Annotated in this window: 18 protein-coding genes and 1 riboswitch; of the genes, 6 read left to right on the top strand and 12 right to left on the bottom strand. The window is 74.7% G+C overall.

What is annotated here, in order from left to right; all coding sequences use genetic code 11:
• Positions 1–22 precede the first annotated feature (22 nt).
• The 3 genes from ACZ63H_RS16660 to ACZ63H_RS16650 form a co-directional block, all read right to left on the bottom strand.
• On the bottom strand, positions 23–652 hold the full coding sequence (locus tag ACZ63H_RS16660) for an MBL fold metallo-hydrolase (protein ID WP_469865571.1): 630 nt from the start codon (positions 650–652) through the stop codon (positions 23–25).
• Positions 652–1740 carry an S-(hydroxymethyl)mycothiol dehydrogenase gene (locus ACZ63H_RS16655; RefSeq protein WP_469865569.1) on the bottom strand — a complete coding sequence of 363 codons (1089 nt, stop codon included), beginning with the start codon at positions 1738–1740 and terminating at the stop codon, positions 652–654. The genes ACZ63H_RS16660 and ACZ63H_RS16655 overlap by 1 nt, the downstream gene beginning before the upstream one ends.
• A 125-nt stretch (positions 1741–1865) precedes the next feature.
• Positions 1866–2180: a hypothetical protein gene (locus tag ACZ63H_RS16650; protein WP_469865567.1), complete on the bottom strand. Its 315-nt coding sequence runs from the start codon at positions 2178–2180 to the stop codon at positions 1866–1868.
• Between the two features lie 173 nt (positions 2181–2353).
• On the opposite strand from ACZ63H_RS16650, the gene ACZ63H_RS16645 reads away from it, so the two are divergent.
• The 3 genes from ACZ63H_RS16645 to ACZ63H_RS16635 all read left to right on the top strand — a co-directional run bounded on the left by ACZ63H_RS16645 (position 2354) and on the right by ACZ63H_RS16635 (position 5397).
• Positions 2354–2719 (top strand): nuclear transport factor 2 family protein, encoded by a 366-nt coding sequence (locus ACZ63H_RS16645; RefSeq protein ID WP_469865565.1) that lies wholly within the window; start codon positions 2354–2356, stop codon positions 2717–2719.
• Positions 2720–2787: 68 nt separating this feature from the next.
• A riboswitch (ZMP/ZTP riboswitch) is annotated at positions 2788–2868 on the top strand.
• A gap of 26 nt (positions 2869–2894) precedes the next feature.
• Positions 2895–3752 (top strand): bifunctional 5,10-methylenetetrahydrofolate dehydrogenase/5,10-methenyltetrahydrofolate cyclohydrolase, encoded by an 858-nt coding sequence (locus tag ACZ63H_RS16640; RefSeq protein WP_469865563.1) that lies wholly within the window; start codon positions 2895–2897, stop codon positions 3750–3752.
• Between the two features lie 415 nt (positions 3753–4167).
• Positions 4168–5397 (top strand): glycosyltransferase, encoded by a 1230-nt coding sequence (locus tag ACZ63H_RS16635; protein ID WP_469865639.1) that lies wholly within the window; start codon positions 4168–4170, stop codon positions 5395–5397.
• Between the two features lie 15 nt (positions 5398–5412).
• Here ACZ63H_RS16635 and ACZ63H_RS16630 read toward each other — a convergent pair whose 3' ends face one another.
• Both ACZ63H_RS16630 and ACZ63H_RS16625 read right to left on the bottom strand, forming a co-directional pair.
• Positions 5413–6438: an alcohol dehydrogenase catalytic domain-containing protein gene (locus tag ACZ63H_RS16630; protein WP_469865561.1), complete on the bottom strand. Its 1026-nt coding sequence runs from the start codon at positions 6436–6438 to the stop codon at positions 5413–5415.
• 158 nt (positions 6439–6596) lie between these two features.
• Positions 6597–7259 (bottom strand): TetR/AcrR family transcriptional regulator, encoded by a 663-nt coding sequence (locus ACZ63H_RS16625; protein WP_469865559.1) that lies wholly within the window; start codon positions 7257–7259, stop codon positions 6597–6599.
• Positions 7260–7421: 162 nt separating this feature from the next.
• Here ACZ63H_RS16625 and ACZ63H_RS16620 point away from each other — a divergent pair, with 162 nt between their 5' ends.
• On the top strand, positions 7422–8675 hold the full coding sequence (locus tag ACZ63H_RS16620; RefSeq protein WP_469865557.1) for a YncE family protein: 1254 nt from the start codon (positions 7422–7424) through the stop codon (positions 8673–8675).
• Positions 8676–8954: 279 nt separating this feature from the next.
• Here the strand turns inward: ACZ63H_RS16620 and ACZ63H_RS16615 are convergent, their stop codons facing one another.
• Genes ACZ63H_RS16615 through ACZ63H_RS16600 form a run of 4 tightly spaced genes read right to left on the bottom strand, consistent with a single transcriptional unit; the run spans position 8955 to position 14693 of the window.
• On the bottom strand, positions 8955–9455 hold the full coding sequence (locus ACZ63H_RS16615; protein WP_469865555.1) for a metallophosphoesterase family protein: 501 nt from the start codon (positions 9453–9455) through the stop codon (positions 8955–8957).
• Between the two features lie 4 nt (positions 9456–9459).
• On the bottom strand, positions 9460–10491 hold the full coding sequence (locus tag ACZ63H_RS16610) for an SDR family oxidoreductase (RefSeq protein ID WP_469865553.1): 1032 nt from the start codon (positions 10489–10491) through the stop codon (positions 9460–9462).
• A gap of 45 nt (positions 10492–10536) precedes the next feature.
• Positions 10537–11646, bottom strand: coding sequence for an enolase C-terminal domain-like protein (locus ACZ63H_RS16605; protein ID WP_469865551.1), 1110 nt, complete (start codon positions 11644–11646; stop codon positions 10537–10539).
• A 2-nt stretch (positions 11647–11648) separates the two neighbouring features.
• Positions 11649–14693, bottom strand: coding sequence for an FAD-binding and (Fe-S)-binding domain-containing protein (locus ACZ63H_RS16600; protein WP_469865549.1), 3045 nt, complete (start codon positions 14691–14693; stop codon positions 11649–11651).
• 126 nt (positions 14694–14819) lie between these two features.
• Here ACZ63H_RS16600 and ACZ63H_RS16595 point away from each other — a divergent pair, with 126 nt between their 5' ends.
• Together ACZ63H_RS16595 and ACZ63H_RS16590 are read left to right on the top strand one after the other, a co-directional pair.
• Positions 14820–15257: a MarR family winged helix-turn-helix transcriptional regulator gene (locus ACZ63H_RS16595; protein WP_469865547.1), complete on the top strand. Its 438-nt coding sequence runs from the start codon at positions 14820–14822 to the stop codon at positions 15255–15257.
• Positions 15258–15496: 239 nt separating this feature from the next.
• Positions 15497–16078: an isochorismatase family protein gene (locus ACZ63H_RS16590; protein ID WP_469865545.1), complete on the top strand. Its 582-nt coding sequence runs from the start codon at positions 15497–15499 to the stop codon at positions 16076–16078.
• Positions 16079–16103: 25 nt separating this feature from the next.
• On the opposite strand, the gene ACZ63H_RS16585 is transcribed toward ACZ63H_RS16590, so the two are convergent.
• The 3 genes from ACZ63H_RS16585 to ACZ63H_RS16575 all read right to left on the bottom strand — a co-directional run bounded on the left by ACZ63H_RS16585 (position 16104) and on the right by ACZ63H_RS16575 (position 17052).
• Positions 16104–16280 (bottom strand): hypothetical protein, encoded by a 177-nt coding sequence (locus ACZ63H_RS16585; RefSeq protein WP_469865543.1) that lies wholly within the window; start codon positions 16278–16280, stop codon positions 16104–16106.
• A gap of 73 nt (positions 16281–16353) precedes the next feature.
• Entirely contained in the window at positions 16354–16722 is a 369-nt protein-coding gene (locus ACZ63H_RS16580; protein WP_469865541.1) for a DUF6479 family protein, read from the bottom strand.
• 57 nt (positions 16723–16779) lie between these two features.
• Positions 16780–17052 (bottom strand): hypothetical protein, encoded by a 273-nt coding sequence (locus ACZ63H_RS16575; protein WP_469865539.1) that lies wholly within the window; start codon positions 17050–17052, stop codon positions 16780–16782.
• Between the last annotated feature and the right edge of the window lie 136 nt (positions 17053–17188).

Below are 17188 nucleotides of genomic sequence, written 5' to 3'. Positions count from 1 at the left end.
GTGTTCGGAAACGGACCCGCGGTCAGTGCCCGCGCTCGATCCACTCCTGGAGGTGGGGGGCCTCCGCGCCGATGGTGGTGGCGTCGCCGTGCCCGGTGAGGACCTCGGTCCCGGGCGGCAGGGCGAGGAGGCGGTCGCGGATGGAGTCGATGATGGTCGGGAAGTGCGAGAACGAGCGTCCGGTGGCGCCCGGGCCGCCCTGGAAGAGGGTGTCGCCGGTGAACACGGCGCCGAGTCCGGGGTCGTACAGGCAGACGGCGCCCGGGGCGTGTCCGGGGGTGTGCAGGACGGTGAGGTCGGCGCCGGCGGTCTCGATGACCTGGCCGTCGACGAGGTGCCGGTCGGGTTCGCGGTGCGGATGGGTCTGCTTCCACAGCGGCAGGTCGTCGGGGTGCAGCCAGATCGTGGCGCCGGTCAGGTCGGCGAGCGCCGGGGCCGCGTTGACGTGGTCGTTGTGGGCGTGGGTGCACACGATGGCGGTCAGGCGCCGGTCGCCGACGGCGTGGGCGATGGCCTCGGCGTCGTGGGCGGCGTCGATGACGATCACCTCCCGGTCGTCACCGACGAGCCACACGTTGTTCTCCACGTCCCAGGTGCCGCCGTCCAGGGTGAACTGGCCGCTGGTGACGAGGCGTTCGATGCGGGCGGTCATCACAGCACCACCACCGAGCGCAGCACGTCGCCGTGGTGCATCCGCTCGAACGCCTGCTCCACCTGGTCGAGTTCGATGGTCTCGGTGACGAACGCGTCGAGCGGCAGGCGGCCTTGCAGGTGCAGGTCGATCAGCATGGGGAAGTCGCGGCTGGGCAGGCAGTCGCCGTACCAGCTCGACTTCAGGGCGCCGCCGCGGCCGAAGACGTCCAGCAGGGGCAGTTCCAGCTTCATGTCCGGGGTGGGGACGCCGACGAGGACGACGGTGCCGGCGAGGTCGCGGGCGTAGAACGCCTGCCGGTAGGTCTCGGGCCGGCCGACGGCCTCGATGACGACGTCGGCGCCGAAGCCCCCGGTCAGCTCGCGGACCGCCTCGACGGGGTCGGTCTCCTTGGAGTTGACGGTGTGGGTGGCGCCCAGGGAGCGCGCCGTCTCCAGTTTGCGGTCGTCGATGTCGACGGCGATGATCCGGCTCGCGCCGGCCAGGTTCGACCCGGTGATGGCCGCGCCGCCGACACCGCCGCAGCCGATCACGGCGACCGAGTCGCCGCGGCCGACGTTCCCGGTGTTGATGGCGGCGCCGATGCCGGCCATCACCCCGCAGCCGAGCAGGCCCGCGACCGCCGGGGAGACGGCCGGGTCGACCTTGGTGCACTGGCCGGCCGCGACGAGGGTCTTCTCGGCGAAGGCACCGATGCCGAGCGCCGGGGACAGCTCCTGACCGGTCGCGGCGAGGGTCATCTTCTGCCGGGCGTTGTGGGTGTCGAAGCAGTACCAGGGCCGGCCGCGCAGGCAGGCCCGGCACTGCCCGCACACCGCGCGCCAGTTGAGGATGACGAAGTCCCCGGGGGCGACGTCGGTGACGCCCTCGCCGACCGACTCCACGACGCCGGCGGCCTCGTGGCCGAGCAGGAAGGGGAAGTCGTCGGAGATGCCGCCCTGCTTGTAGTGCAGATCGGTGTGGCAGACGCCGCAGGCCTGGACGCGTACGACGGCCTCACCGGGCCCCGGGTCCGGCACCACGATCGTCTCGATCCGCACGGGCTCGTCCTTGCCCGGTGCGATCACGCCGCGTACTTCCTGCGCCATGGCCTGTCCCTTCATCGAATGCCTTCGCCGACGACCCTACGACGCGACCGGACGGTAGCGGGACGGATCACGTACATGATCGCGGATCCCGCCGGCCGCCGTCGGCCGCGACGCGGGCCGGGGGGTCAGCGGAGGCGGACGGGGACGGCGTTCACCAGGCCGAGCACGGGCGCCGCGGGAGCGATGACCTGCTCCAGCTGGTGCAGCTGGTTCAGCTCGCGCAGGTGCTTCAGCTCCCGCACCTGGTCGCTGACCTTCGGCACCCGGTCCCGGTGCGGGGCCGGGATGTCACCGGCCGTGAGCGAGTCCAGCGCGGAGAGGGCGCCGAGCTTTCCGATGAGGGGTGCGCTGGTGTTCGCCGCGTCCGCCTGGGCCGCGGCGAGGCCGGCGAGGCCGGCGGCCAGACCGACGGCGGCGGCGATACGTCGTGTGGAGATCATGCCCTCAGCAACGGCCCGGGGTCCGGGCCGGACACGGGCGGCGGGGCCGGCTCACCCGTGAGGTGGAGCGGGCCGGCCGCGCTTGCCGGGGCCGCCGCGGCGGAGGAGTCTCGTCAGGGGGGACCCGTGCGGCCCGCTCGATGCCGGGCCGCGGGCGCCCGAAGGAGGTCATCATGACCGGCACGACAGGCTCCGCCTTCGACACCGAGACACTGCGCCGGGGCATCGAGGGCGACACCGGCAACACGCTCCTGTCGCTCTACGCGGACGACGCGCGGATCCGCATCGTGGACCGCGACCACCAGCCCAGTCGCCCCACGGTGCTGCGCGGCCGGGCGCAGATCGCCGAGCTGCTGGACGACATCTACCACCGCGACATGACGCACCGGCTGGAGCAGTGCGTCATCCAGGGTGACCGCGCCGCCTACACCGAGTCCTGCGAGTACGCGGACGGCACCCGGGTCCTGGCCGAGTCGATGCTCACGCTGCGGGACGGCAAGATCGCCGACCAGATCGTCATCCAGGCCTGGGACGACTAGACGACCGGGTCCGGCCCGGCACCGGAGGAAGGGTGGTCCAGGGGTCGTACACACGCTCGGTTACGCTGTACGCGGGCCGTGACTGGCGCTGAGGTGGAGTACCACCGGGGAGCGGCCCGTGGAGGCAGCCGCGCGCCTGGGCGAGAAGAGTCGGTCCAGCCCAGGAGTGTGCAGCATGACCCAGACCCAGGCCGCCCGTCTGATGGACGGCACCGCGCTCGCCCGCCGCATCGTGCGGGAGACCGCGCACCGGGCCGCCGGCCTCACCGCGCGCACCGGCACCGCGCCGTGTCTCGCGACCGTGCTGGTCGGCGAGGACCCGGCGTCCGTGACCTACGTCCGCATGAAGCAGAACCGCTGCCGCGAGGCCGGCATCACCTCCCGGCACGTCGCGCTGCCGGCCACCACCACGACGGACGGACTCGTCGGCACGCTGCGGGAGTTGTCGGCCGACCCGGGCGTGCACGGCATCCTGCTCCAGCATCCGGTGGGCGACCACATCGACGAGCGGGCCGCGTTCGAGGCGATCGCGCCGGAGAAGGACGTGGACGGTGTCACGTTCGCCTCGTTCGCCACGATGAGCTTCGGGCTGCCGGGCTTCGTCTCCTGCACGCCGGGCGGCATCGTGCGGCTGCTGGACGAGTACGGCGTCGACCCGGCCGGGAAGCGGGCCGTGGTGGTGGGCCGCAGCGCCATCCTCGGCAAGCCGGTGGGCATGCTGCTGCTGGCGCGGGACGCGACCGTGACGTACTGCCACTCGCGCACCCGGGACCTGTCTGCGGCGGTCCGCGAGGCCGACATCGTCGTGGCCGCGGTGGGCCGGCCGCGGCTGATCCGCGGGCAGGACGTCAAGCCGGGCGCGGTCGTGGTCGACGCGGGCTACAACCCGGGGAACGTGGGCGACGTCGACTTCGACTCGGCCGTGGAGCGGGCCTCGCTGATCACGCCGGTGCCGGGCGGCGTCGGCCCGATGACGATCGCCACGCTGCTGGAGCAGACGGTGACGGCCGCCGCCCGGCAGCTCGGGGCTTAGGGGCGGCGCGCGTCCGGCCCGTTCTGCGCCTGCTCGGTGACGGCCCGGGTGACGGGGGCTTCGGCCGGCGGGGGCCGGGGCACCGGGCCCACGCGACCGGCGGACGGCCGGGCCCCGGCGGGCCCCCGGGCCGGGGGCGGCACCGGTGCGCGCGTCGGGCAGCGTCGTCCGCCGGGTCGCCCCGCCGCCGTGCCCGCGGGCCGGCCCCGGGCGGTCCGGGCCCGCGTCCGGTGGCCCGCCACGTGCCGGCCCGCGCCCCGCCGGCGGCCGTGACGCGGCCGGCGCCGTCGCCCGCCGCCGCGGACGGGCGGTCGCCCCCGGCGCCGGCGCGCGGACGCGTACCGGACAATCACGCGGGCGCGGGGGTGCCCGATGGGCGGGAGCGGTCATACTGGCCGTCGTGCGCGTTGCGATCATGACGGCGGGGTCCCGGGGCGACGCGGCCCCCTACACCGGGCTCGGGCACCGGCTGGCGCTGGCCGGGCACGAGGTCACGCTGGTCACCCACGGCCGCTTCGAGCCGCTGGTGGCGGGGTCGGGGGTGCGGTTCCACGCGCTGCCGGTGGATCCGCGGGCGGAACTGGAGTCACCGCGCGGCCGCGGCCTGCACCGCAGCGCCGGCGGGCCCGGGAAGCTGCTGCGGGTGGTGGAGCTGGCCCGGCGTCTGGTGGGACGGATGACCGAGGACCTGCTCGACGCGGCGCGGGACAGCGATGTGCTGCTGCTGTCCGCCTCGCTGGCACCGCTCGGGCACACGATCGCCGAGGGGCTGCGGCTGCCCAGCCTGGGTGTCTATCTGCAACCCCTCGCGGCCACACGCGAGTTCGCCCCGCCGGTCCTCGGCGGGGGTGCCTGGGGCGGGACGGTGAACCGGCTCGCCGGACAGGGAGTGGGTCTCGCCGTGGAGCATGTCTTCTCCGGTGCCGTGCCGGCCCTGCGCGCGCGACTCGGCCTGCCCCCGCTGGGCACCGGTGCCGCGCGGCGGCGCCGGGAGCGACGGCACTGGCCGGTGCACCACGGCTTCAGCCCGGTGGTGGTGCCCCGGCCCGCCGACTGGCGGGCGGGCCTGGAAGTGGGCGGCTACTGGTGGCCGTACGACACCGGGCAGGAACTCCCCGAGGAGGTGCGGGAGTTCATCGAGGCCGGGCCGGCGCCGGTGTTCGTCGGGCTGGGCAGCGCCACGGTACCGGACGCCGGGCGGCTCAGTGCGCGGGTGGTGGCGGCGCTGCGGCGGGCAGGGCTGCGCGGGGTGATCCAGCGCGGCTGGGGCGGGCTGGCGGCCACCGGGGACGACATGCTGACCATCGGCGAGGTACCGCACTCGCTGCTGTTCCCGAGGATGGCCGCCGTGGTCCATCACGCGGGCGCGGGCACCACGGCGGCGGGGCTGCGCGCCGGGGTGCCGGCGGTTGCGGTGCCGGTGCAGTTCGACGCGGGGTTCTGGTCCGCCCGGCTGGTGGCGCTGGGGGCCGCCCCGGCCGTCGTGCCGCTGCGCCGGCTGGACGTGGACGCGCTGGCCTCGGCGCTGGCCCGGGCCACCCGGGACCCGGCGTACCGGCGCCGCGCCGAGTCCCTGGGCGCCCGGATCCGGGAGGAGGACGGCGCGGCCCCGGTGCTGGCCGCCCTGGACCGGCTCGGCGGCTGAACCGGGCCCCGGACGTCAGCCGGTGGTCAGCACCATGCGGAAGCGGGCGGCGCCGGCGAGCATCTTGTCGTAGGCCTCCCCGGCCCGCTCCAGCGGCACCTCCTCGGTCATCGGGCGGATGCCGTGCAGGGCGCTGAAGGCCATGGTGTCCTCGACGTCCCGCGCGGTGCCGGAGGGGTGTCCGCGGACGACCCGCCCGCTCATGATCAGTTGCACCGGGCTGATGCCCAGCGGCTCGGGGGTGGCGCCGATGACGGTCAGTTCGCCGCGCGGGGCCAGCCCGTCCACGGTCGCCGTGATGGCCTCGGAGCTGCCGGCGGTGGCGAGGACGGCCTTCGCCCCGCCGAGGGAGCCCAGCGCCTCGGCGACCGGGGTCGGCGCCGTGCTGTCGACGTAGTGGTGGGCGCCGAGCCGCCTGGCGAAGTCGGCCTTCTCGGCGCCCCGGGCGATCGCCACGGTCTCGAAGCCCATCGCCACCGCGTACTGCACGCCGAGGTGGCCGAGGCCCCCGAGGCCGAGCACCGCGACCAGGTCGCCCGGCTCGGCCGGACCGCGCCGCAGCCCGTTGTAGGTGGTCACGCCCGCGCAGGCCAGGGGTCCGGCGTCGGCCGCGGCGAGCACGTCGGGGATCCGGGCCAGGGCGTCGACGGGTACGGTCGTCCGTTCGCCGAAGCCTCCGTCGTAGGCCCAGCCGGGGACCTTCAGGGCGGTGCACACGACGAAGTCTCCCCGGCGGCAGGGCGGGCAGTGACCGCAGCTGCCGCCGAACCAGCCGACGGCCACCCGGTCGCCGACGCTCCAGCCGCGCTCCCCGGCCCCCTCGCCCAGTTCCTCGATCCGCCCGGCGATCTCGTGCCCGGGAACCTCGGGGAAGGTGACGCCCGGCAGCGCGCCGCCGACGAAGAGGGCGTCGCTGTGGCAGATCCCGCACGCCTCCACGGCGATCCGCACCCGGCCCGCTCCCGGCGGCCGGACCTCCCGGTCGGCGAGTTCGAAGGTGCCGTCGGGCGCGGTCACCTGGGCGACTCGATAGGTACTCATGGGCGCTCTCCGGGAAGCGGGGCGACGGCCTTCATCCCCAGCAGACCAGCTCCGGGCCGATCACGCGCGCCGAGCCGGGCCGCACCCCCGCCGGCCTGCGCGTACGCCGTCCCGCCGGGTCCGGGGCGCCGGCCCGCCCGGCTGCGCCCGCGCCGTTGTCAGCCGGGTCCGGGACGCCAGCCCTCCGGCCGGAGCATGCCGAGCAGCAGCCGGACCAGTTCGTCCACCACCTCGTCCAGCGTGGCGTCCACCCAGCCGGCCGTCCAGTCGTGCAGCAGCCCGTTGACCCCGCCGATGAAGGCCGTGGCCGCCAGCCGGTAGTCGCGCGGCGCCGCCTCCCCGCGGGCCACGGCCGCGTCCGCCTCGGCGCGGATGAGGTCGACCCAGCGGGCGCGACGGGCCAGGCGCTGCTCCTCCAGGCGGGGGCTGACGCCGATGATCTCCATGAAGGCGATGCGGATGCGGCGCGGGTCGGAGGTGATGGCGCGGGCGTAGGCCCGGAAGAGGACGGTGGCGCGGTCGGCCAGGGGCAGGCCGTCCGCGTCGGCGAGCGCGTCCAGGACGGCCCTTTCGGCCCAGCCGTTGACCTGGAGGTGCAGCGCGGCCAGGACGTCCTCCAGGGTGCGGAACTCCTCGTAGAACTGGCGGGTGGACAGGCCGGCGGCCTGGCTGAGGGCGGCGACGGTGGTGCCGCGGTAGCCGGGGGTGCCGCCGAACAGCCGCAGCGCCGCGTCCAGGAAGCGGCGCCGCCGCTCGGCCTGCCGCTCCTCGGCGGACCGGCCGCCGTAGCGTCCCGTCGGCGCCCTGAGCCTGCCGCCCAACGCGTCCCCCTCCGTCGTTCCGCCGGTCCTCCAATCTTGTCGTGCACGCATCTTGTCGAGAAGGCCGCCCCTTCCTTACTTTTCAGTAAGTTCACTGTGAATGCGGCCGTGTTCAGATCCCCGGACTTCCCCCCCGACTTCCCCCGAGGAAAGAGAGCCGTCATGGCTGCCTCCAGAACCAGGCACCTGTGCTCCGTGGCCGTCGCCCTCGCCCTGGCCGTCGCCGGGCCGGCGACCGCCGCCTCCGCGCGCTCCGCCGCTCCCGACGGCTTGCGCGAGGTGCTGTTCGTCGGCAACAACTGGGACGGCACCGCCGATGTCATCCGCTCCTTCGGCGACTACGCGAAGATCGGCCGGATCGACGTCGTCCCGGACAAGGCCGCGCGGATGGCGGAGATCAACGCGGACCCGATCAAGTGGATCTACTTCCAGGCGATCCGCAACAGCGTCGGCGAGGGGCACGACCAGTTCGCCGACGACATGTACTCCACCCCGGACGGCCGGTCGGTGGTGGTGTCCCGGCCCAGCTTCGCCGACGTGGTCTCCATCGACCTGGCCACCGGGGCCGTCGACTGGCGCTTCCCGGTGGCCGGTTACCGCGCCGACCACATGGCGGTCTCCCCGGACGGCACCCGGGTGGCGGTCTCCGCCTCCACCGCCGACACCGTGCACGTGCTCGACATCGCCACCGGCCGGCAGCTGGGGTCGTTCAAGACCGGCGCCAAGCCGCACGAGAACGTCTTCACCAAGGACGGAAAGTACCTCTGGAACATGTCCATCGGCGACGTCAACACCGACCTGGACGGGCCCGGCTGGGACTGGACCAAGGGCGACCGGCACATCACGGTCGTGGACGCGACGACGTTCCGGCAGGTCAAGGTCATCGACATGCGGCAGCGGCTGGACGCGTTCGGGCTGAAGGACTTCTCCGACGCGGTCCGCCCGGCCGTGTTCTCCCCCGACGAGTCCAAGCTCTACTTCCAGGTGTCGTTCTTCAACGGCTTCTTCGAGTACGACGTCGCCACCGACAGGATCACCCGGATGAAGACGCTGCCGAAGAACCCGGCGACCAGCGAGGACCGCACCACCTGGGTCAACGACTCGCGCCACCACGGCATCTCGATGAACCCGCAGGGCACTAGGCTGTGCGTGGCGGGCACCATGGACGACTACGCGACCGTGGTCGACCGGGCCTCGCTCCAGGAGGGGCCGCTGGTGCCGGCCGCCAAGCCGTACTGGGCGACGGTCAGCGGGGACGGCAAGGACTGCGTCGTCTCCGAGAGCGGCGCCGACCAGGTGACGGCGATCGACTTCGCCACCGGGCGGAAGGTGGCCTCGGTCCCCGTCGGCGACCACCCGCAGCGTGTCCGGCTGGGCCGTGTGCCGGCCGACTGGACGGGACCGGACGGTAGTTGACGCACCCCGGGAACGTGGCCTCCGGGGGTGCCCCACTCACTCCCGGAGGCCACACCGCGCGAGTCGGCCGGCGGTCGGCCCGGCCGGGCGGCGGCCGGCTCACTCCCCCGTCCGCCGCATGACGACCGGCGCCGGCCGGCCCCCGCAGTCGCCGCGCCCCGGCGTGCGGCCGGGCGAGCGGGGCGATCCCTCCGCGGGGACCGCCGGGGGCCGTGCGGCGCCCGCTGCCCGGTCATGCCGGCGCCGGAGATCGTTCCGGCACCGTCGCACAGGTGACCGCTACCGCCGGGGCAACCGGTGCAGGGTCACCTCCGTGAGCGCCCCGCCGGCCGCCGTCGCCGTGAGGTAGGTGCAGTGCGGCTGGCGGCGGCGGTCGGTCGGGGAGCCGGGGTTGAGCAGGCGCAGGCCGCCGGGGGCGGTGGTGTCCCAGGGGATGTGGCTGTGCCCGAAGACCAGGACGTCGAGATCGGGGAAGCGGGCCGCGCAGCGCGCCTCGCGCCCTTGGGCGGGGCCGGTCTCGTGGACCACGCCGAAGCGCAGGCCGCCCAGTTCGGCGTACGCCACCTCGGGCAGCCGGGCGCGCAGCTCGGGGCCGTCGTTGTTGCCGTACACGCCGATCAGCCGGCGGCTGCGGCTCTCCAGCAGGTCCAGGGTGGCGGTGTCGACCCAGTCCCCGGCGTGCAGGACGGCGTCCGCGTGCGGGAGTTCGGCGAGCAGTCGCTCCGGGAGCCGCTTGGCCCGCTTGGGCAGGTGGGTGTCGGACACGATCAGGAGGCGCACGCCGTCAGCCTAGGCCCTGTCGGACCCGGGCCGCCCGTCCGGTGAGGCGGCGCACGCCGAGGGTGGTGCCGAGCACGGCGGCGCCGGCGCCGAGGGCGGTGGCGGCGGGGTGCCGGAGCAGGGTCTCCTGCCAGGAGCGGTCGTGCGAGGTGTCGTCGAAGGCGCCGTGCGCGCCCTGGTCGTCGGCGGGGGTGCGGTCGACCGGTTCGAAGAGGTTGTCCAGGTGGGCCGGCGGGACGCTGTCGGTCTGCTGGGAGTCGAAGCCGGTGCGGGCCAGGTAGCGGTCGAGCAGCGCCGGGGCGAGCCGGTTGGCCCAGAGGGTGGCGACGGTGGAGGCGCCGACGTAGTACTGCTTGCGGCGCGGGTGGTCGGCCGCGTACAGCACGCCCCGGGCGGCCACCTCGGGCTGGTAGATCGGCGGGACCGGCATGGGGTGCTTGGCCAGCCGGGAGCGGACCCACTGGAACTGGGGGGTGTTGACGGCGGGCATCTGGGCGATGGTGACGTGCACGTTGCTGCCGCGGTGCAGCAGTTCGGTGCGCAGGGAGGAGGTGAAGCCGTTGATGGCGTGCTTGGCCCCGCAGTACGCCGACTGCAGCGGTATGGACCGTTCGCCGAGCGCGGAGCCGACCTGCACGATCGTCCCCCGGTCGCGGGGCAGCATGCGCTTGAGGGCGGTGCGGGTGCCGTTGACGAAGCCGAGGTAGGTGACCTGGGTGACCCGCTCGAACTCCTCGGCGGTGATCTCCTCGAACGGCGCGAACACCGTGGAGAACGCGCAGTTGATCCAGATGTCGACGGGCCCGAACGCCCGCTCCGCGGCCTCGGCGGCGGCCTCCAGCTGCGCCGCGTCGGACGCGTCGGCCACGTGTGTCAGGGGCCGTCCGCCGAGCGCCGCGACCTCGTCGGCCGCCATCTCCAGGCCGCCCTCGCCGCGCGCGACCAGGACGACGTCGGCGCCGCGCCGGGCGTACAGGCGGGCGGTGGCGCGGCCGATGCCGGCGCTGGCGCCGGTGATGACGACGGTGGGGGGCATGGTTTCTCCTTTTCGAAGGTGCTCGGTGACGCGGCGCGGTCCCTCTCACTCCACCCGGTACGGCGCCGCGCGCTCCCCGGCGAGCGTGAGGCCGAGTCCGGGTTCCCCGCCGGCGCCCGGTGCGACGCTGCCGCCGCGCGGGTCGAGGGCGCCGTCGAACAGGAGGCGTTCGATCCGGACGTGGTCGTGGAACCACTCCAGGTGGCGCAGGTTGGGCACGGCGGCGGCGGCGTGCGCGTGGGCGTGGGGCGCGCAGTGCCCGGAGACGTCGAGCCCGCGCGCGTGGGCGAGCGCGGCGGCGCGCAGCCAGACGGTGATGCCGCCGCACCGGGTGACGTCGGCCTGGAGGCAGTCGACGGCCCCGGCGGCCAGCATGTGCTCGAAGTACGCCAGGGTGTAGCCGTATTCACCGGCGGCGACGTCGGGGGGGATCCGGTCCCGGATGCCGGCGAGGACGGTGAGGTGGTCGGCGGAGACGGGTTCCTCGAACCAGGTGACGCCCTGGTCGGCGAGCGCGCCCGCGACCCGTACCGCCTGGCCGCCGGTGTAGCCGCCGTTGGCGTCCACGTACAGCTCGGCCGTGTCGCCGACGGCCGTCCGCGCGCGGGCGACGCGTTCGAGGTCGCGGTCCTGCCGGGCGCCCCACGACTCCCCGATCTTGATCTTGACGCGGGGGATGCCCTGTTCCTCGGTCCAGCCGCGCAGCTGGCGTTCCTGCCGGGCGGCGTCGTAGGTGGTGAAGCCGCCGCTGCCGTAGACGGGCACGTCGGTGCGGGCGGCGCCGAGCAGGTGGACGAGGGGCAGGCCGAGCAGGCGGGCCTTGAGGTCCCACAGGGCGATGTCGACGGCGGCGATCGCCTGGGCGGCCAGGCCGGGCAGGCCGGCGTTGCGCACGGCCCGGCACATCCGCTCGTTGGCACGCGGCACGTCGTACGCGGACAGGCCGGTGACGGTGCCGGCGAGCAGTTCGCGGACGAGGGGGGCGGTGGCCGCCGGCGCGTAGGTGTAGCCGAGCCCGGTGGTGGCGCCGGAGCGGGCGGTGACCAGGACGAGGGTGGTCTTGTCCCAGGCGAGGGTGCCGTCCGCCTCGGGGGCGTCGGTGGGCACGGTGTAGACGGCCGTGTCGATGGCGTCGACGGCCGGCTGGTCGCTCATGGTCACCTCCGGGACCGGCGCAGCCCGCTCACCGCGGCGACGCTGCCCGCGGCGAGGGCGGCCACGGAGGCGGTGGTCGCCCAGCCCGCCCGGCGGGACGGTTCGCCGGGGCGGTCGGCCAGGCGTTCGGGGCGGTCGCCGGGCAGGTCGCCGTCCAGGGCGAGCGCGAGGGCCTCGGCGAGGTGCAGGGCGCGCCGGCCGGTGCCGCCCTGTTCGATCTGGGTGCGGCAGCTGAAGCCGTCGGCGACGACCAGGCTGTCCGGCGCGGCGCCGCGCACGGCGGGCAGGACGCCCAGTTCGCCGACGGCCATGGACACCTCGTGGTGGCCGCGTTCGAAGCCGAAGTTGCCGGCCAGTCCGCAGCAGCCCTCGTCGAGCACCTCGGCGTCGAGGTGGGCGCGGCGCATCAGTTCGCGGTCGGCGTCGAACTTCGTGACGGCGTGCTGGTGGCAGTGGGTCTGCACGGTGGCCCGCCGGGCCAGTCGCGGCGGCTGCCAGCCCTCGGGGGCGTGGTGGACGAGGTGTTCGGCGAAGGTGCGCACCTGGCCGGCCAGCCGCTGGACGTCCTGGTCGTCGGGCATCAGCTCGACGGCGTCGGCGCGCAGGGCGGCCGTGCAGGAGGGTTCCAGGCCGATGACCGGCGTGCCGGCCTCCAGATGGGGCCGCAGCACACGGAGGGTGCGGGTCAGCACCTTCTTGGCGGTGGCGAGTTGCCCGGTGGAGATCCAGGTCAGTCCGCAGCACACCGGTTCGGTGGGGACGGCCACGTGGAAGCCGGCGTCCTCGAGGACACGGACGGCGGACCGGGCGATGGCGGGGTGGAAGTAGGTGCTGAAGGTGTCCGGCCACAGGACGACGGTGCGCGGGTCGGCGGGGTCCGGTTCCGGCCGGTCGCGGGTGCGCCACCACTGGAGGAAGGACTCCTCGGCGAACACCGGTGCCCGGCGGGCCGCGTCGACGCCGGCGAGCCGCTTGCCGAGGCCGGCCAGTCCGGGGGCGTGCAGCGCGGAGTTCACCAGCCGGGGGGCGGTGCGGGTGAGCCGGGCCCACAGCGGGAGCCAGCCCATGGAGTAGTGGGCCATGGGGCGCCTGCGGCCCGCGTAGTGGTGGGAGAGGAACTCGGCCTTGAGGGTGGCCATGTCGACGCCGGTCGGGCAGTCGGACTTGCAGCCCTTGCAGGCCAGGCAGAGGTCGAGGGCGTCGTGGACGGCGGTGGAGCGCCAGCCGTCCTGGACCACGGAGTCCGGGTGCCCGCCGAGCATCTCGAACAGCAGCCGGGCCCGGCCGCGGGTGGAGTGCTCCTCCTCCATGGTGGCCCGGTAGGAGGGGCACATGACGCCGCCGGAGTGGCCGCGGCAGTTGCCGATGCCGACGCAGCGCATCACCGCCCGGTTGAAGGAGTGTCCGTCCTCGGGGAAGCCGAAGTGGGTGGCGGGGGTGGCGGGCCGCCAGGTGGGGCCGAGCCGCAGTTGCCCGTCGACCGGGTGGGGGTGGACGATCTTGCCCGGGTTCATCCGGTCGCCGGGGTCGAAGAGCGCCTTCAGTTCGCCGAACGCGGTCACGAGCCGCGGCCCGAACATCCGGGTGAGCAGTTCGCCCCGGGACTGGCCGTCCCCGTGCTCGCCGGACAGCGAGCCGCCGTAGGAGGCGACGAGGTCGGCGGCGCGCTCCAGGAAACGCCGGAAGCGCGTCACGCCCTCGGCGGTGCGCAGGCCGAAGGGGATGCGGGTGTGGACGCAGCCCTGCCCGAAGTGGCCGTACAGGGACGGGCGGCCGTAGTCGAACTCGGCGAACAGGCCCTTCAGGTCGCGCAGGTAGTCGCCGAGCCGTTCGGGCGGTACGGCGGAGTCCTCCCAGCCCTCCCAGGTCTCCCGGTCGTCCGGCGGGCGGGCGGTCACGCCGAGTCCGGCCTCGCGGGCCTTGAGCATCCTCTGCTCGCGCTCCGGGTCGTCGGAGAAGGCGACGCTGCGGTCCTTCTCGTCGCGGCCGAGGGCGTGCAGCAGGGCGTGCGCCTGTTCGTCGACGGCCTCCTGGCTGTCGCCGCTGTACTGCACCATCAGCCAGCTGTCGCCCTCGGGCAGCACGGCGAGCGACTCCAGGTAGGCGCCCTCCTCGCGCATCAGCTGGGCCATCCGGTCGTCCAGTGCCTCCAGCTGGGTGGGGTCGCCGTGCTCCAGCAGGCGGGGTACGTCGTCGGCGGCGGCGCAGATGTCGTCGTAGCCGAGGACGAGCAGCGCCTGGTACGCCGGCACGGGCACGAGGTCGAGTTCGGCGCGCAGGACGGTGACGAGGGTGCCCTCGCTGCCGACGAGGGCCTTGGCCAGGTCGAAGCCGTTCTCGGGCAGCAGGGAGTCCAGGTTGTAGCCGGAGACGCGGCGCGGGATCTTCGGGTAGCCGCGGCGGATGTCGGCCAGGTACTCGGTGGCGATGCGGTCCAGGCCGGCGTAGATCCCGGCGAGCCGACCGCCGCCGGCGATGATCCGCTCGCGCTCGTCGGGCGGGGTGGGACCGACCCAGGCGCGCTGCCCGTCGTAGGTGAGGATCTCCAGGCGGCGGACGTTGTCGACGGTCTTGCCGTAGGCCTGGGCGGAGGCGCCGCAGGAGTTGTTGCCGATCATGCCGCCGAGCGCGCAGTGGCTGTGGGTGGCCGGCTTGGGGCCGAACTGGAGTTTGTGCCGGGCCAGTCGGCGGTTGAGCTCGTCCAGGACGATGCCGGGTTCCACCACGCAGGTGCGCCGGTCGGGGTCGACGGAGAGCACCCCGGTGCAGTACTTGGTCCAGTCGATCACCACGGCGGTGTTGGTCGTCTGGCCCGCGAGGCCGGTGCCGCCGCCCCGGGAGAGGACGGGGGTGTCGAAGCGCGCGCACACCGACACGGCGCGGGCGGCCGCCTCCACGGTGCGGGGCACGACGACGCCGATCGGGGTCTGCCGGTAGTTGGAGGCGTCCGTGGAATAGGCTCCGCGGCTGCCCGTGTCGAAGCGGATCTCGCCGTCCACCTCGGCGTGGAGGGCCGCCTCCAGGCCGGACCTGTCCGCAGGGGTCATCTGCGCTCCTTGGGTTCGCCGACGTACTGCCCTGTCCGAGGCCGGGCGAGTACCCTGCGAAATAGACAGTCAAAACTGAACAGTTTGAGCTGGACAGTTTCGGCCGGCGGTCGTAGTCTGGCGCCCATGGCCGACATCTCCGATTCCGCCGCCCGCTCCGCGCGTGATCTGCGCGTGGTCTTCAGCAGGCTGCGGCGCCGCATCCGGGAGGTGGCGCGGGACGCCGACCTCAGCCCCTCGCAGGAGTCGGCGCTCACCCTGGTCGGCAAGCACGGCGCGGCCACGGCCAGCGCGCTCGCCGCCGCCGAGGGGGTGCGGCCGCAGTCCATGGCCACCACGCTCACCGCGCTGGAGCGGCACGGACTCGTCCGCCGGGCCCCCGACCCCGACGACGGCCGCCGCCAGCTGGTCACGCTGACCGACGCCGGCCGGGCCCGGGTCGAGGGCAACCGGCAGGTCCGTGAGGAGTGGCTGGCCCGCGCCTTCCAGGACCGCTACACCGAGGAGGAGCGGCGCACGGTCCTCGCGGCGCTGGAGCTGCTGGACCGGCTGTCCGCGCCGTAGCCCCGGAACCTCACCACCCGCGCCGGGCCACCGGCCCCTGCCCCGCCGCGCGCGGCCACGGCCGTTCCCGTCCCGGTGGTCCTCGCCACCGTGCCCGGCGCGCGCCCGGTCGTGTCCGCGCCCGGTGACCTGCCGCGGCCGGCCGCGACCGCCGGGGCGACCCCGGCCGGCTCACCCCTGGAACCGGCAACCCCTGAAACACCGGAAACACCGGAAACACCGAAAGGCACGACCCGCCCATGCTCAGCACGCTCGACCCCCGCACCGCCCTCGTCGCGATAGACCTCCAGAACGGCATCGTGGCGATGCCCACGCAGCCGTACCCGGGCCCGGAGGTGGTCTCCCGCACGGCGGAACTCGCCGACGCCTTCCGCTCCCACGGGCTGCCCGTGGTCCTGGTCCGGGTCTCCTTCGCCGCCGACGGGGCGGACGCGGTCCCCGGCCGCACCGAACGCGGGCCCCGCGGACTCGCCTTCCCCGAGGGCTGGGACACCGTCGTGGACGAGCTGTCCGGCCACCCCGGCGACATCCGCGTCACCAAGCACAACTGGAGCGCCTTCCACGGCACCGACCTGGACGTGCAGCTGCGCCGCCGGGGCATCACGCAGATCGTGCTGGCCGGGATCGCCACCAGCATCGGCGTGGAGTCCACCGCCCGGGACGCCTACGCGCACGGCTACCACGTCACCCTCGCCACCGACGCCATGGCGGACGCCGACGGCGAGGCACACGCCAACAGCGTGGAGCGCGTCTTCCCGCGCCTCGGCGAGACCGGCACGGCCGCCGAGATCGCCGGGCTGCTCGACAAGACCCGCGTCTGACCGCCGGGCCCTGGCTCCGGACGCCTCAGTCCCCGCCGCGCACGATGGTGTCCCCGGCGCCCGGACCCCGGCGTCGCGGCGCGGCCGGGCCGAGGAGCGCCGGCAGGCGGGTGCGCACCGCGTTCTCCCGCCGCCGGCGGGCCGGGGCCCAGCCGGTCTCCGCACAGGGCATGGCCGGTTTCGGCTCCGCGTGCGCGGTCATGCCGTCCCGCTTCCTTCCGTGTCCTTTGGGTGCCCCGGGCGCGCACCGCACCCGCGGGTCCTTGCGCACCCGGTCAGGTCCGGCCGCCGCCACCGCCGCCGAACGACCCGCTGGACCCCGGCGACCAGCGGGGACGGCTCTGGTCGGCGGCCCGCTTCGTGCCGACGTTGCCGAGCTGGTGCGGGGTGAGGCGGTCGCTCCCCTCGCCGGCCCGGGGCATCTCGTCGGGCTCCCGGACCTCCAGGGTCTCGCCCACCGGACCCCCCGGCGGCATCTTCGGCTGCTCCTCCGGGCGCGGCGGCGCGGGCTCGCGCTCGCGCACCTTCGCGCCCAGCCGGAAGGCCCAGATGATGCCCGCGACGAGGGCCACTCCGGCGATCAGGATCAGGACGTATCCGAAGGTCTGGGCGCCCGTGGCCGCTTGGTACATGGCAGTGTTCATGGCCGTCGGGTACCCGGGGCCGGGCCGCGGATGCCTGACCCGGCCCCGCTACGGCGCTCAGTCCTCCTCGCCGGCCGCCGCGCGTTCCACCTCCGCCTCGACCTCGGCGCGGGGCCGGCCCGTGTCCCGGGCGTACTCGCTCACCGCCGTCTGCACATCGCGGGCGAGGTCACGCCAGGCCCGCAGGGCGGTCTCGTAGGTGCCCGCCTGGACGCCCGTCAGGCGCCGTTCGGCCGGCGGACCGTAGGCCTCCCGCAGTTCCTGGACCTGGATCTGGGCGGCGTCGGCCGCGCGCTGTTTCGCGACCAGTTCTTCGAAGGTGTGCGACACGCCAACCGACCTTAGGCAGCTTCGGCCCTCCCGCCCAGAGCGACCTGCGGAAGTGGGGGGGGGGGGGGGGGGGGGGGGGGGGTGGAGATCGTGGTTGTTTCTTTTTTTTTGTTCCGTGGTAGTTTTCTTATCGTGC

The organism is Streptomyces sp. NPDC104831, from assembly GCF_055583025.1.
This window is presented reverse-complemented; position numbering and strand designations above follow the sequence as displayed.